The sequence below is a fragment of the Syntrophomonas zehnderi OL-4 genome (genome assembly GCF_000983115.1).
Taxonomy (GTDB): Bacteria; Bacillota; Syntrophomonadia; order Syntrophomonadales; family Syntrophomonadaceae; genus Syntrophomonas_B; species Syntrophomonas_B zehnderi.
This window is the reverse complement of sequence record NZ_CGIH01000031.1, coordinates 1-14,513: the sequence shown is the minus strand read 5'-3', so window position 1 is coordinate 14,513 and position 14,513 is coordinate 1. Positions and strand designations below refer to the sequence as shown.

The following is a 14,513-nucleotide window of genomic DNA, read 5'->3' as shown; positions in this document are numbered from 1 at the left end:
GAGTTTATGAATATACGGGATAGTTTTGTAAAGTGTCGCCGGGTAGTGGTTAAGGTGGGAACCAGTACCCTTACATATGGCAACGGACAGTTGAATCTGGAGCGTATGGAAAGGTTGGTCAGGGAACTGGCTGATTTGCACAACCGGGATATTGAAGTTATTCTGGTCAGCTCGGGGGCAGTGGGAACCGGAGCCAATAGTATGGGGCTAAAAAGGATTCCGAAAACCCTGCCGGAGAAGCAAGCCCTGGCAGCAATTGGGCAGGGACGGCTGCTGCATATGTATGAAAAATTCTTTGCTGAGTATGGCAAGACAGTAGCTCAGGTCTTGCTTACCCGCGAGGATCTGGATGAGCGCATACGCTATCTGAATGCTACCAGTACCCTTTTGGCTATCTTGAAGATGAAGGTTATCCCAATAATTAATGAAAATGATACGGTTGTGGTGGAGGAAATTAAAATCGGTGATAATGACACGCTTTCTACGATGGTGGCGGGAATCGTGAACGCCGATTTGTTAATCATCCTGTCAGATGTTGACGGCTTGTACGATAGTGACCCGCGCGTTCATAAATCGGCTTGCCTTATGAGTGAAGTTTTTGAGGTAACTCCTGAAATGCGTGTCAACGCAGCTTCTCGCGGCAATACCTTTGCCAGCGGCGGGATGCTTACCAAATTAAAAGCCGCCGACATCTGTATGGCGGCTGGGATACCGATGGTGATTGCCAACTCGGCTGAGAAAAATGTAATTCGGCGTATTTTTGCCAGTGAAGAACTGGGGACGGTTTTTGTGCCTCGGGAAGAAAAAATGCAGGCCCGTAAAAAGTGGCTGGCATTTGGTTCTATGCAGCATGGAACGATTAAGGTGGATGCGGGCGCTGAACAAGCCTTGGTAAACCGGGGCAAAAGCCTGCTCTCCTCAGGTATAGCCGCCGTTGAGGGCGATTTTGAGCGGGGTACGGTCGTGGGTGTGGAAACCCTTGATGGACAGGAGATTGCCCGCGGATTAACTAATTACAGTGCCGATGAAATTCGCCTGATTGCCGGTAAAAAATCTGGTGAAATTGAACAGATGCTGGGATCGAAGGACTATGATGAGGTAATCCATAGAGATAACCTTTGGGTTAAACATTGATAAGGAGGTAAAAAATGCAAACCGAGTTGGAAACTATTTTAATTGCCCAGGGCAGAAAGGCCAGGCGGGCGGCTCGCTTCCTGGCTACAGCACCAACGCATAAAAAAAATGAAGCTCTGTATGCAATGGCTGATCAATTGGAAGCGCACGGGCAGGAAATTATTACTGCCAATAAAATTGATCTGGAAGCAGGGCGCAAGCAGGGTTTAACCAGCGCGCTCCTGGAGCGTCTTACCTTAAATGAAAGCCGTATCCATGATATGGCCCAAGGGTTAAGGGAAATAGCGGCTCTGCCGGATCCGATAGGGGAAATGCTGGAGATGACCCGTCGCCCCAACGGGCTGGATATCGGACGAATCAGAACACCGATTGGGGTTGTCGGCATAATCTATGAATCCCGGCCCAATGTTACCGCTGATGCGGCTGGTTTGTGCCTGAAATCAGGGAATGCGATTATCCTGCGCGGGGGAGAAGAAGCCTTAAATTCCAACCGTATCATCGCCCGGATTATCTCGGCGGCAGCTACGCAGGCCGGTATTGTGGATGGTGCCATTCAACTGGTGGACAGTGAGGATCGCGAAGCGGCTGTGTTTATGATGAAGATGCATGATTATTTGGATGTATTGATCCCGCGCGGAGGCCAAGGCTTAAAAAAAGCCGTGCTGGATAATGCTACGGTGCCGGTTATTATGACTGGAATGGGCAACTGTCACGTTTATGTTGACGAATATGGCGATTACGAGAAAGCTCTGCCCATCGTCTTAAATGCCAAGGTACAAAGACCCTCGGTATGTAACGCAGCCGAAAAATTGTTGGTTCATCAGGCAGCAGCCCAGGCGTATTTGCCGGGAATAATAAAAGCTCTCCAAGAAGCCGGAGTAGAAATTAGAGGCTGCGAAAAAACCCGCCGGATAGTTCCTGGACTAATAGAAGCGACTCCAGAGGATTGGTCGGCAGAATATCTGGATCTGATCATGGCCGTGAAAATAGTTGACAGTCTGGATGAAGCCATCGACCATATCAATCAATACGGAACCGGGCATAGTGAAGCGATTATCAGTGACAATTACAATGCGGTGCGCAGTTTTATGGCCGGGGTAGATGCCGCCGCCGTATATGCCAATGCGTCTACACGGTTTACCGATGGGAATGTTTTTGGATTCGGGGCCGAGATGGGGATAAGCACGCAAAAACTGCATGCCCGGGGTCCCATGGGATTACGCGAACTCACCACCACCAAATTTGTCATCTATGGCGATGGTCAAATTAGATAACAAAAAATATTAACCCAATTCTAAACCCTCAATGATAATCCGCGGGAATCCTGATGATTTGTGTTATCTGGGTTTACTTTGCGCTACGCGCAGGATGTTGGGATCGTCTGGCTGCTATTTTATTATTTCTAATTCATATCTGGCCAGTTTATCCTTATCTTCTTTACTCAGGGCATAAACCCGATCCAGTTGCTGATGCTGGCCCTCACTTCCGCCCAGAGGGGTAGAAAGATAGCGCAGACCGTTGTCGTTGATCATGGTGACAATAAACCTTGTGTCGGGATATGTGGCAGCTACCTTCCGGGCTGCCGCCACATTGCAGCCGGATGAAATTCCGCAGAAGATACCTTCCTGGCGGGCAATCTGCCGGGCGGTAGCGATACATTCATCTGAAGAAACCAAAACCACGCCGTCTATATATTGCAGATCAAGGATTTCCGGTATTAAACCGTCAGCAATCCCCTGCACTTTGTGACGGCCAATTTTCCCGTAAGCCAGTATGGGTGATTCAGCCGGTTCGGAAACATAGATTTTAATACTAGGGTTCATCTGTTTGAGGTATTTGGCTGTACCGGTTACGGTTCCGCCGGTGCCTTGATTCATAATAAAGACATCCAGCTCGCCCTGGGTCTGTTCCCATATTTCCGGACCGGTATGATCGTAATGAGCCAGGAGGTTTTCCTGGCGGGCAAATTGACCTATCTCGAAAATCTGATCACCGTATTTAGCTTTAATGCTGGCAACTTCCTTCAATACCAGATCGACATCGGTTTCGGCCCCCGGAGTTAAAACCAGATCGGCTCCGTAAGCCTGAATAGTCTTTTTTCTTTCCTCGCTCATACCTTCCGGCATCACGATGATTACCCGGTAGCCTTTGGTGGCTCCGACCATGGCGGCAGCTATACCTGTATTGCCGGTGGTGCCTTCCAGCAGGATCATACCGGGTTTAAGCTGCCCTCGGCGCTCTGCTTGACTCACAATTTCAAAAACGACCCGATCCTTAAGACTGCCGCTGGGGTTAGTATACTCTAATTTTACACATATTTTGGTATCAAGTTCGGGATAAAGCCTTTTTAAATTAATCATAGGCGTCTGACCTATTGATTCCAGCACATTATCAAGTATCCGGCAATTTCTTGTCCAATCCATCGTATTCCCTCCACCAATTTTTGAATGAATATATTAACTTTGTATAATATATGTCTATAACTCCCAATCCGTCCCAAAACGTAAGGTGCGTTTCAGTTTATATGTCTCCTGGCGGGGCATTTTAGAGATAAAATCTGGCAGATGTTCGGTTTCTTGCCTGTATAGCTGAACCAGACGTTCCAAATATAAATTACGTCTCCGGGAGTCACGCAGGGTCAGGCCCTGCGCCTCCATTGCCTCTGACAGACGTTGATTTAAATTAATCTCATAATCAGTCAATGCTTTGATAAAATTCTTCCAGTCAACCAGTTCCTCTTCATCCTCCCAGGCTATTCCTGAACAAACAAAATGGCGGCAGATTGACTCTCTTAAAGGCTGATCCAGCAAACAGCCCTCAGTTCTGCTGTGAAAGCGGCAGTAATAGCTTCTGCCTTCGGGAATGTTGTTGACTGTAACCGAATGATCCAGGATGGTCAATCGTTCCAAGCTGAAAATCCGGTCGATTAAATCGGGTTTATTAATAATCAAATAAGCCAGATCAGCAGAATAAAAGACCGGGGAATAGAAACCACAGCAGCCTTTATCATCCTGCCGGGGGCATTCAGCACAGAGGTCTACTTCAATATAACTGCGCAAACCTTCATTGTTAAAAACCAGAGTTATTTCTTTTGACATGGGGCTCCTCCCTGACCGGATTAATAGAACTAGCAGCACTAGCTAAAAGCTTAATCCATTTTGACTTTTGATTCAATGACTATACAGTTATTTGCAATTTCTATTGGCAATGGGTATTATTAGTTTTAGGTTTTTATCAGTCTTAACTAGGTAGAGGAGGCATTTATGGAAACCGGCCGGACAATCGGAATCCTGGGTGGGACGTTTGATCCGATCCATAATGGTCATTTGCTGGCTGCAGAATGGGCACGTGAGGATTTTAAATTGGACGAGCTTATCTTTATCCCTGCGGCTCGTCCTCCCCATAAAGACCTGCAAGGGATATTGGAAAGCAACCATCGGTATCGGATGGTGGAACTGGCTATTGAGGATAACCCGGATTTTTCCGTTTCCCCGATTGAATTGGAACGGGCTGGTTATTCTTACACAGTAGATACCATTACTCACTACCTGCAAACCTATCCAGGTATAAAGATTTATTTTATAATTGGCATAGATGCGCTCCAGATCATCTATACCTGGAAGGATTTGGACAGGCTGCTGACCTTGTGCCGGTTTATAGTTGTAACCCGACCGGGGTATGAGCTGGATAAAAACGCCGCCTGTTTTCAATCTGTACCGGCTGAAATATGGGAGCGAATCGAGTTTTTGTATATTCCGGCTCTGGAGATATCTTCTTCGGATATACGCAGGCGGGTTGCCGTTGGCAAAACCGTAAAGTATCTTCTGCCATCCCAGGTTGAGAAATATATTAAGGAAAATTGTTTATATCAGGACATTAACGGTGAGACATATGAATGAAGCAGAAATTATCAGCCGCCTGGAAAATCGACTGTCTTCCCGCCGTTTGCAGCATAGTTTGGAAGTGGCCCGGGTAGCTCGGGAACTGGCCTCAGGTTACGGCGTTGATCCTGACAAGGCTTATATTACCGGCCTTTTGCATGATTATGCCAAGGGTTTGGATGGTTCCGAGTTGTTGACCATTGCCCGGGCGCAGTTTTTACTGGAGGATGAGGTTGACACCTGCATACCTGATTTGCTGCACGCGCCCGTTGGTGCATATCTGCTGGAGACGGAACTGGGAATCGATGACACCGAGATACTACAGGCTGTAAAGGTGCATACCCTGGGTGCCTTGGAGATGTCTGCCCTGGACAAGATTATTTTTCTGGCCGATATGATTGAACCCGGCCGGGATTTTCCAGGTCTGCAGAGATTGCAGTGCTTGGCCGAAAGGGATCTTGATCGCGCCATGTTGTTTGGGCTGGATTCGACCATCCGCTACTGCCTGGAACAAGGACGGATTCTGCATCCGCTAACTATAAGGGTAAGAAATAGGTTTTTGCAATATACTAAAGAATAAGAACGCGCCCCTAAAGGGCTTATATAGCTGTGTTAGGAGGGTTTTGATTGAGTAAAGAGGCTCACTTGGTTAAGATGATAGCTGATGCGGCATCGGCAGAAAATGCTATTGATTTGGTGATATTGGATGTAGGTGAACTTACTGTCATCGCTGATTATTTTGTGATTTGTCATGGCAGAAGTACCATTCAGATTCAAAGCATAGCAGCCAATGTGGAAGAGGTTTTAAAGGAAAAGGAAGGAATATTGCCTCTGCGCCGGGACGGTATGGAGCAGGGCAAGTGGATAGTCCTGGATTACGGCTCTATTATAGTGCATATCTTTGCCCAGGAGGAAAGGGATTATTACAGCTTGGAAAAATTATGGGGAGATGCCAAGGACATACGGGTCAAACAAAGTCAATAATTTTCCCGGTTCATATTTTAAGCAGTTACAAAAACATATTGGTTTGTGCGTCTGTCCTTCTGCCCGTCGCAGGGACAATCCCTGCAACAAGCGCTTATGTCCAAAAGAACCCGAAAGTTCCTTTGGACATAAAATCGCTGCTGCATTTATTTGACTACGATGTTCACCAGCTTGCCGGGAACAACTATTACCTTCACGATTTGCTTGTCTTTGGTCAACTCTTGAATCTTGGGGTTACTAAGCGCCGCTTTCTCCAGATCCTCCTTGGTACAACTACTGGGCACCTTAATACGCTCACGCACCTTACCCAGGATTTGCACTGCGATTTCTATTTCATCCTGAACCAGGGCTTCAGGATCAAATCTTGGCCAGGCTTGGCTATAAACACTTTCCTGATGACCGCAGCGCTGCCATAATTCTTCCGCTATATGAGGGGTAAAGGGGCAAAGCAACAGGAGCAGGGTATCAACCGCTTCTTTGAGCACGCCCAGATCCTTTTCTTCCTGATCCCGATATGCATATAGGGCATTACAGAGTTCCATAACGGCACTGATGGCCGTATTAAAGTTAAACCGTTCTTCTATATCCTCACTGACCTTTTTAATGGTCGCATGGGTCTTGTAGTGTAATTTTCGAGCTGCCGGCTCCAGTTCAGCAAAAGAGGGCGGAATATTAACCTCCCTTATTAGATCGCCGTACTCGGTGACTATACGCCAGACCCGGTTTAGGAAACGATAGCAGCCTTCCACACCTTGGTCGCTCCACTCCAGATCTCTTTCCGGCGGAGAAGCAAACAGGATAAAGAGTCTGGCTGTATCTGCCCCATAGGTTTTAATGATCTCTTCCGGGCTGACAATATTACCCTTGCTTTTGGACATTTTACTGCCATCTTTTAATACCATGCCCTGGGTCAAGAGATTCATGAAGGGCTCCTGCACAGACAGCATCTTGATATCATAAAGGAACTTAGTAAAGAAACGGGCATACATCAGATGTAAAATCGCATGTTCTACCCCGCCGATATATTGGTCAACCGACATCCAGTAATCGGCCGGCTTCTTTTCAAAGGGCAATTCGGTATTATGTGGATCCAGGTAACGGGTAAAGTACCAGGAAGAACAAACAAAGGTATCCATGGTATCCGTTTCCCGTTGTGCTTTTTTGCCGCATACAGGGCAGGTAGTCTCATAAAAACTTTTTACATAAGTCAAAGGAGATTCACCACTGGGCCTAAAAGCAATATCCTCCGGCAAAAGAACCGGCAGATCCTTTTCCGGGATCGGTACCGTCCCACAATCATCACAATAAATCACAGGAATAGGCGCACCCCAGTAACGCTGCCGGGATATCAGCCAGTCCCGCAGGCGGTAGTTGATGGTGGCCTCACCGATTCCTTGGGAAGTCAGGTAGGAGACGATTTGTCTATGGCCTTCTTCATTACTAAGGCCATTGTAGTTACCGGAATTAACCATTATACCCGGGCCGGTCGATGCCTGCGTCAGTTGGTCTGCGTCTGCCGGGGTATCTTCACCCTGGATAACTACTCTTATAGGAATATCGTACTTGCGGGCAAACTCAAAATCGCGCTGATCATGCGCAGGAACTGCCATAATAGCACCTGTACCGTAGTCCATCAGCACATAGTTGGCTATCCATACCGGGATTTTCTCATCATTCATAGGGTTAATCGCGTAAGCACCGGTAAAGACCCCTTCCTTTTCTGTTTCCGCGGAGGTGCGGGTGACATCGCTGACAAACTGCATACGGTGCACAAATTCCTTGACGGCTGCCTCCTGCTCAGTGCCGGCAGCAAGCTGTTCCACCAAAGGATGCTCGGGGGACAACACCATAAAAGTTACTCCATATATCGTATCCGGTCGGGTGGTAAAAACGGTCATGGTTTCATCATGGCCTTCAATAGTCAGGTCAAATTGGCAGCCTTCACTGCGTCCAATCCAATTGCGCTGCATGGTCTTTACCTTTTCCGGCCAGCCGGGTAGCATTTCCAGGTCATCTAGCAGTCTCTGGGCATAGTCGGTAATCTTAAAAAACCACTGACTAAGTTTTTTCTTTTCCACGGTTGCTTCACAACGCTCACAGGCACCGTCTACCACCTGTTCGTTGGCCAGAACAGTCTGGCAGGAAGGGCACCAGTTGACAGCGGCATTTTTTTTGTAGGCCAGGCCGTTCTCATAAAGCTTAAGAAACATCCACTGGGTAAATTTATAATAGTCAGGCTGGGAGGTAGTCAACTCTCGATCCCAATCATAGCTGAGCCCCAAGGTTTTCAGCTGCTCTCTCATGTTTTCAATATTGGCAGCCGTCCATTTGGCAGGATGAGCTCCGTGCTTTATGGCGGCATTCTCAGCCGGCAAGCCAAAAGAATCCCAGCCCATGGGATGTAAGACATTATAGCCGTTCATCTTTTTAAAACGGGCAATGACATCTCCAATAGCGTAATTGCGGACATGACCCATATGCAGATTCCCTGATGGGTAGGGGAACATCTCCAAAGCATAGTATTTGGGCAGATTACTATCTTCTCCGATTTGGAAAGCATGCTGTTCTTCCCATATTTTCTGCCATTTCTTTTCAATAAGATTAAACTGGTAGCTGTTCTCCATATAAACCTCCTAAAACGCCTAACGTGTATTATTATATACAAAAAGCTCTCATCCCTATACAGGGACGAGAGCTGTTCCCGCGGTACCACCCTTATTGACAAATTAATTATGGTGGAGCTAGTGGGACTCGAACCCACGGCCTCCTGAATGCCATTCAGGCGCGATCCCAACTTCGCTATAGCCCCACGACTTGTCCTCTTGAACAGATAACGGTTGTCCCGTCACAGGCTAATCATTTCACCTGCAATGCTCCCCGGCGAGTTCAACAATATATGCTGCCTTGCACCAGACGACAGCTCTCTTACACCTGGAAATTGTTTACTACTCCGGATCAAAGCCCCTTTGTTCAATTGACAATAGCAATTATAAGATAGTTTTTTTATAAAGTCAACAAATTATAAGAAGAAAAGCGCTTTATAAACGACTCATTGAGCGGAATCTTTAGATTCGGATGAAGGAATCGCTGTGTACTTACAAAATTAGTTTAACAAGCAATTTTTTCACCATGTAGGCAATATTTTGGTCACATCTAAAGGGAAAAACATAAATAAATAGAAATAATATCCAGGGGTGAAAGATGGTGGCAAATATTGATAGACGTTATTGGATGGCGGCTCTGATTTTGATACTGCTGATGGCTTTTTTCGCAGGGTTAAAATATGGGGATCATAAAAATAAGGATATAGACGGGGAAAGCATAGTGACTGCAAACCCAGCGGGTGAAAGGGAAGCACCGGAAGTCAGCGAAGTCAAGGTATATATCTGTGGGGAAGTAGAAAACCCGGGAGTATATAAACTAAAGGATGGCGCCCGGGTCTATGATGCCTTGATGATGGCCGGGATTTTGCCTGCGGCCGACTTAAAAACAGTCCAGCCGGCACGTAAATTACAGGATGGAGAGACTATAGAACTGCTGGCCGAGGGAGAGAGCGATGTTAATAGCTCAGCGGACAAACCGAGCCTGCCGGGCCGCCCGCCGACCATTGCTTCACCCGCCGGGACTGGCTTAGTTAATATCAACACTGCCTCAGCCCAGGAACTTGATGGGCTTCCTGGAATCGGCCCTGCCTTGGCCCAGCGTATTATTGACTACCGAACCGCTAACGGTCCTTTTGCGACCATCGATGATATCAACAACGTCAGCGGCATAGGTGAGAAAAAGTTCGCTGCCTTGAAAGACCTGATAACGGTACGATGATTAAAAAGATCGTAACCGTCCTATTATATAAAAAGCTGCATATTTGCCTGCATGGCATCTGCGAGGTATTTATGAACATCCATAACCTCAACTTCAGGAATCAGTTCTTCTGTTTTAAAACCCATTATTTCCAAGGAAAGTTTGCAGGCACAGAACTTGACCCCCTTCTTTCTGGCTCCGCGTAAAAAATCGCTCAGACTTGGGGCTTTGTTATTATCCATCATTTCCAGGAGCATATTTTTACCAATTCCGCTGAAATTCATTTTGGAAAGGGGTAATTGTTCAGGCCCGCGGGGGGCCATGGTGGAAAACATCTTTTCCCAGGCAGTTTTATCCTCAAGGGACATTTTCGTTGGATCTCTTAAAAGTAAAAGACCCCAAAAAGCAAAAAACATAGTCACACTCGTTCCCATATCTCTCGCTCCATTGGCAATGATTAAAGCTGCCAAAGCTTTATCATAATCACCACTAAACATAAGTAGATTCAAATGTTTGTCGCTCATAACAGAGACCTCCTTAAAAAGGGTTATAGCATAGCTTAAACCAAATCCCAACGGATTATGACAGGATGTTTTCGATACCGGAACTTTTTGTGGCAAAAAAACCTGGCATACATAGTATATAGATAAAAACGTAAACAAAAGGTAGTGTTTTTATTATAAAAATACCCACAAAAAAGCTTGCGGAATTCCGTAAAAACATAGTCGGGATTAACCATGAAGTACCCACCATCCACAAAAAGAAAGTGCGCTACATCAATTTTGACAATGCGGCCAGCACTCCTGCCCTCATGCCGGTTCTTAAGGAGCTGCAAGAATTTATGGGATGGTATGCCGGTGTGCACCGGGGAACCGGCTATAAATCGTTGTTATCAACCCAGGTATACGATGATTGTCACCAAATAATCGGTCGGTATGTAAAGGCGGATTTGGATAAAAATGCTGTTATCCTACTGAAAAACACTACCGAGGCTATTAACAAGTTAGCTTACCGACTTTCCCTATCAGCTAAAGATATCGTTATCAGTACTGTGATGGAACATCATTCCAATGATCTGCCTTGGCGCAAACAAGCTGTAGTTAAATATGCCGAAGTGGATGAAAAAGGGCAACTGGACATAGCTGATATCGAGAAGAAACTTAAGCAGAATTATCCGCGGGTAAAGCTCTTGACTGTTACCGGGGCATCAAACGTAACCGGGCATATCAATGACATTCACTATCTGGCTGAGCTGGCTCATGCCTTCAAGGCTCGAATCATGGTGGACGCGGCCCAATTAATCCCGCATCAGCAGATAGAAATAAAAGAAAACCATGATCCTGCGCATATTGACTATATTGCATTTTCCGGTCATAAGATATACGCCCCTTTTGGGGTCGGAGTATTAATAGGTCCGCGCGATACATTCCTGGCCGGTGAACCGGAATATGTAGGGGGAGGGACTGTAAATATGGTTACCCGCGAAAATGTATTCTGGTCAGATTTGCCGGATCGGGAGGAAGCAGGCTCACCCAATCTGATGGGGGCTTTTGCTCTGGCTAAAACCTTACAATATATTGATGAAATCGGTATGGAGCATTTATCAAGTTATGAAGGAGAATTAGTAACCTACGCCCTTCAGGAATTAAAAAAAGTTCCCGGGATTTCTATATACGGGTCAAAACCGCGGGTAGGAGTAATCAGTTTTAACATAAAAGGAATTAACCATGCCCTGCTAGGAGCCATTCTCTGTTACGAAGCCGGCATGGGGGTGCGCAACGGCTGCTTTTGTGCCCAGGGTTATGTCAGAAAACTTCTGGGAGAAAAAGAAGACATAAAATATCTATCGGCCTACAAAAAGAAGGAAATACACCGGCTGCCAGGCATGGTGCGCATAAGCCTGGCACCTTATAATACCCATGCGGAAATAGATATCCTGGTGAAATATCTGAAAAAAATTGCTCAAAATATCAAACATTATCAAAAAAGCTATGCTTACTCGCCGCAGCAGTGCTCTTATCTGCCGCTTAATATGGAATCCGGCTTCGTTAAAAGGTATCCTATATAATTTTTTTAATAAAAGTGTGGGTTTTAACCTCCTGCGTAAGTCCAACCGGTGCCCAAGACTACCGAAAAGCCTTTCTGATTTACAAAATATTCCATATAATGATAAAAAAGAGTGAAGGCAGATTATATGGTCAAAACATGGCCGCTCGCGGCTGCTTCTTTTGCCGCCGGAATTGTACTGGCTTATTATCATATTTGGATACTTAATGTGCTAGTCATAATTGCTCTCTTTTTGAGCGTATTGATGTGCAAGAGATTTTATCGGCAAGCTTTTTTATGTTTGCTGGTGCTGTTGGGGGGCCTATTTTATGCAGGGCTCTCAATTAGGGATATACCTCATGATTTGCCGGTTGTCCAGGGAACCAGCCGCACAGGAACGGTACAGGATTTTCCAAGCACGGACGGCGACAAGACGACTTTTATATTAAAAACCGTTTATTCCTCACCCTGGGAGAAGAAAATCCGGGTGGTCTGTTATTTTCCGGCCAATTTTTCCCGGGGGGATACGGTCACCATCCGGGGTAACCTTAAACCGCCGCGCCGTCCAGGTAATCCAGGCGAGTTTAATTATCCACTCTACTTATCCCATAGTGGTATCTATTACAATATGACCGTTAAAAAACCGTCTGACCTGAGCTTGGTTTCGCAGCAGCAAGGCCTCCTGAGGCTAGTGGATGATTTTAGGAGGCAGGGGGAAAAGATTATTAAACAGACCCTGCCGGATAATGAAGCCGCCATACTTTTGGGTATGCTTTTGGGCAGTCGGGAAGGCATTGATGAACAGCAGTATGAAGATTTTCAGAAAACCGGGATTATACACCTTTTTTCCGTATCCGGATTGCATGTGGGATTTTTGCTTCTCTTGATGGGATGGATTTCATCGCTGCTTTCCTTATCTAATCGCAGCCGGTTTTGGGTCGGTACCATAACTCTCCTGATATATGGAACTATGATTGCCTGGCCGGTGTCTGTCATGCGTTCAGTTATGATGGGAATTATTGGTTTGTTGGCTTATTATTCCGGGCGGGAAAACAGTTTACTGAACGCCTGGGCGATTGCCGGGATAATTACCCTGATTATAAACCCGGCCGCTTTGTTTACCATATCATTTCAACTGACGTTCATAGCTACCTGGGGACTTATATATATATTCCCCCGCCTGCGCACTGCCCCACCGTTTAAGGGCCGGGCCTGGGATCTAATAGCATTGCCTTTGGCCGCGGAACTGGCTGTATTGCCGCTCGTCGCCTACTATTTTAATATATTAACACCGGTTTCCATCCTGACCAATATCCTGGTCGCATATTTTTCCGGTGCGGCAGTAATACTAGGCTTTCTAAGCCTGTTGCTGGCTAATTTGCTTCCTGGCCTGACCGGTTTGTTTTTATATCCGGCCGGGTTATTTATTGAGCTGATTTTGTTTATAACCAAATGGGTACAGATCTTGCCTTATGCCTATATTTGGGTAGCTACCCCGCCGGTTATAATCATAATCCTTTACTACACCGGCATTTTAAGCGGCCTATTAGGGATAACCCAAAACGGTAAAAATAAATGGTCGGGATTCGCTGCAGGTCTTGTGCTGTTTTTTTTGATTGGGCTGCTTTTGCCTGGCAGCGTATATAATCGCGGCTGGCTGGAAGTTGATTTTATCGATGTGGGTCAAGGTGATGCAATTTTGCTCAAAACTCCTCAGGGAAAATTCATGTTAATAGACGGGGGCGGCAACACCTTCTATGATGTGGGTAAGACTACGGTGCTGCCATACCTGCACCGGCGGGGTATACGGGAACTGGTGCTGCTGGTTAACACCCATCCTGATAACGATCATTTGCAGGGAGTAGAAAGGGTGGCGGAGGAAATTTCAGTTAAGAACCTTGCTCTGCCGAAAAGTTTGCTGGATTGCCGGGAATACAGCACCTTAAGGAAAACCGCTGTTAACAACCGTATTCCAATCGTTGGCCTGGAGGCTGGACAGACTGTAAACATAGAACCAGGGCTGAGTATTAAGGTTTTGCATCCTGGGGGAGAAACCTATGTCAAGAATAATAACAACAACCAATCAGTAGTGTTAAAAGTCAGTTATGGGGCGTTTTCCATGCTGCTTACGGGAGATATTGAAGCAGAAGCTATGGAGTCCATACTGGCGCGTGAACCCTTTGCCGCAACTACGGTGGTGAAGGTTCCCCACCATGGCAGCCAAGGATCCTTGTTGCCTGAATTCTACCGGCAATCGCTGCCGCGGTACGCAATAATATCAGTTGGCGCCGACAACCTATTCGGCCATCCTCACCCTAATGTTTTAGCTGCGCTGCAACAGGAAAACATCAAGATCCTGCGTACCGATCAAGACGGGGCGGTTATTTTCCTTAGTGACGGAGAAAGGATTTCGGTAAAATCAAGCGGTGTCAAGAGGATCGTTCGAGACCTTTGACAGGGTGTCAAGGGGACGGTTCGAGATCACTGAAAAAGCAACCCTTTTAAGCCGCCCTGGCGGCTACCCACAGCCCATCAGGTAGGTTAATCTGTACCCGACAGAATAAAAACCTCAAAATAAACGAAGATAACCCTTTTGAAGCGGATATCAGTTTGGCTATCCGCTTTAAGTTTACCGCCAGGGCTGTTAGTTTGGCCTGAATGCGGATG

Annotated in this window: 12 protein-coding genes, 1 tRNA gene and 1 pseudogene; 8 read left to right on the top strand and 6 right to left on the bottom strand. The window is 46.4% G+C overall.

What is annotated here, in order from left to right:
• The first annotated feature begins 6 nt into the window (after positions 1-6).
• Together proB and AAV90_RS09230 are read left to right on the top strand one after the other, a co-directional pair.
• The gene (gene proB / locus AAV90_RS09235; RefSeq protein ID WP_046498135.1) at positions 7-1,134 is read left to right on the top strand and encodes a glutamate 5-kinase; all 1,128 of its coding nucleotides are present in this window, start codon (positions 7-9) and stop codon (positions 1,132-1,134) included.
• Between the two features lie 14 nt (positions 1,135-1,148).
• On the top strand, positions 1,149-2,408 hold the full coding sequence (locus AAV90_RS09230) for a glutamate-5-semialdehyde dehydrogenase (protein WP_046498132.1): 1,260 nt from the start codon (positions 1,149-1,151) through the stop codon (positions 2,406-2,408).
• Positions 2,409-2,522: 114 nt separating this feature from the next.
• On the opposite strand, the gene AAV90_RS09225 is transcribed toward AAV90_RS09230, so the two are convergent.
• Together AAV90_RS09225 and AAV90_RS09220 are read right to left on the bottom strand one after the other, a co-directional pair.
• On the bottom strand, positions 2,523-3,557 hold the full coding sequence (locus AAV90_RS09225) for a PLP-dependent cysteine synthase family protein (RefSeq protein ID WP_046498128.1): 1,035 nt from the start codon (positions 3,555-3,557) through the stop codon (positions 2,523-2,525).
• Positions 3,558-3,611: 54 nt separating this feature from the next.
• Positions 3,612-4,232, bottom strand: a complete 621-nt coding sequence (locus AAV90_RS09220) for a hypothetical protein (RefSeq protein ID WP_046498126.1) — start codon at positions 4,230-4,232, stop codon at positions 3,612-3,614.
• 165 nt (positions 4,233-4,397) lie between these two features.
• Between AAV90_RS09220 and nadD the strand changes: the two genes are divergently transcribed.
• Genes nadD through rsfS form a run of 3 tightly spaced genes read left to right on the top strand, consistent with a single transcriptional unit; the run spans position 4,398 to position 5,999 of the window.
• Positions 4,398-5,033 (top strand): nicotinate-nucleotide adenylyltransferase, encoded by a 636-nt coding sequence (nadD, locus tag AAV90_RS09215; protein ID WP_046498123.1) that lies wholly within the window; start codon positions 4,398-4,400, stop codon positions 5,031-5,033.
• Positions 5,026-5,595, top strand: a complete 570-nt coding sequence (yqeK, locus tag AAV90_RS09210; RefSeq protein WP_046498121.1) for a bis(5'-nucleosyl)-tetraphosphatase (symmetrical) YqeK — start codon at positions 5,026-5,028, stop codon at positions 5,593-5,595. Before nadD ends, yqeK begins: the two co-directional genes overlap by 8 nt.
• Before the next feature lie 47 nt (positions 5,596-5,642).
• Entirely contained in the window at positions 5,643-5,999 is a 357-nt protein-coding gene (rsfS, locus tag AAV90_RS09205) for a ribosome silencing factor (RefSeq protein ID WP_242847522.1), read from the top strand.
• Between the two features lie 146 nt (positions 6,000-6,145).
• On the opposite strand, the gene leuS is transcribed toward rsfS, so the two are convergent.
• Together leuS and AAV90_RS09195 are read right to left on the bottom strand one after the other, a co-directional pair.
• A complete protein-coding gene (gene leuS, locus AAV90_RS09200; RefSeq protein ID WP_046498118.1) occupies positions 6,146-8,623 on the bottom strand; it encodes a leucine--tRNA ligase in 2,478 nt (825 codons plus the stop codon).
• A gap of 109 nt (positions 8,624-8,732) precedes the next feature.
• Positions 8,733-8,808 (bottom strand) — tRNA-Ala (locus AAV90_RS09195).
• Between the two features lie 392 nt (positions 8,809-9,200).
• Here AAV90_RS09195 and AAV90_RS09190 point away from each other — a divergent pair.
• Positions 9,201-9,821: a ComEA family DNA-binding protein gene (locus AAV90_RS09190; RefSeq protein ID WP_052729705.1), complete on the top strand. Its 621-nt coding sequence runs from the start codon at positions 9,201-9,203 to the stop codon at positions 9,819-9,821.
• Between the two features lie 23 nt (positions 9,822-9,844).
• Here AAV90_RS09190 and AAV90_RS09185 read toward each other — a convergent pair whose 3' ends face one another.
• Positions 9,845-10,324, bottom strand: a complete 480-nt coding sequence (locus AAV90_RS09185; protein WP_046498116.1) for a DsrE/DsrF/DrsH-like family protein — start codon at positions 10,322-10,324, stop codon at positions 9,845-9,847.
• A gap of 242 nt (positions 10,325-10,566) precedes the next feature.
• On the opposite strand from AAV90_RS09185, the gene AAV90_RS09180 reads away from it, so the two are divergent.
• Both AAV90_RS09180 and AAV90_RS09175 read left to right on the top strand, forming a co-directional pair.
• Positions 10,567-11,868, top strand: a complete 1,302-nt coding sequence (locus AAV90_RS09180) for an aminotransferase class V-fold PLP-dependent enzyme (RefSeq protein WP_242847521.1) — start codon at positions 10,567-10,569, stop codon at positions 11,866-11,868.
• A gap of 126 nt (positions 11,869-11,994) precedes the next feature.
• On the top strand, positions 11,995-14,301 hold the full coding sequence (locus tag AAV90_RS09175) for a DNA internalization-related competence protein ComEC/Rec2 (protein ID WP_046498108.1): 2,307 nt from the start codon (positions 11,995-11,997) through the stop codon (positions 14,299-14,301).
• Between the two features lie 46 nt (positions 14,302-14,347).
• Here the strand turns inward: AAV90_RS09175 and AAV90_RS15410 are convergent.
• A pseudogene (locus tag AAV90_RS15410) lies at positions 14,348-14,513 on the bottom strand (IS5/IS1182 family transposase); the annotation flags it as partial.

Excerpts from the sequence above, each read along its gene's own strand:
- proB (WP_046498135.1), top strand. The coding sequence starts at position 7 with ATGAATATACGGGATAGTTTTGTAAAGTGTCGCCGGGTAGTGGTTAAG.
- AAV90_RS09230 (WP_046498132.1), top strand. The coding sequence starts at position 1,149 with ATGCAAACCGAGTTGGAAACTATTTTAATTGCCCAGGGCAGAAAGGCC.
- AAV90_RS09225 (WP_046498128.1), bottom strand. The coding sequence starts at position 3,557 with ATGGATTGGACAAGAAATTGCCGGATACTTGATAATGTGCTGGAATCA.
- AAV90_RS09220 (WP_046498126.1), bottom strand. The coding sequence starts at position 4,232 with ATGTCAAAAGAAATAACTCTGGTTTTTAACAATGAAGGTTTGCGCAGT.
- nadD (WP_046498123.1), top strand. The coding sequence starts at position 4,398 with ATGGAAACCGGCCGGACAATCGGAATCCTGGGTGGGACGTTTGATCCG.
- yqeK (WP_046498121.1), top strand. The coding sequence starts at position 5,026 with ATGAATGAAGCAGAAATTATCAGCCGCCTGGAAAATCGACTGTCTTCC.
- leuS (WP_046498118.1), bottom strand. The coding sequence starts at position 8,623 with ATGGAGAACAGCTACCAGTTTAATCTTATTGAAAAGAAATGGCAGAAA.
- AAV90_RS09190 (WP_052729705.1), top strand. The coding sequence starts at position 9,201 with ATGGTGGCAAATATTGATAGACGTTATTGGATGGCGGCTCTGATTTTG.
- AAV90_RS09185 (WP_046498116.1), bottom strand. The coding sequence starts at position 10,324 with ATGAGCGACAAACATTTGAATCTACTTATGTTTAGTGGTGATTATGAT.
- AAV90_RS09175 (WP_046498108.1), top strand. The coding sequence starts at position 11,995 with ATGGTCAAAACATGGCCGCTCGCGGCTGCTTCTTTTGCCGCCGGAATT.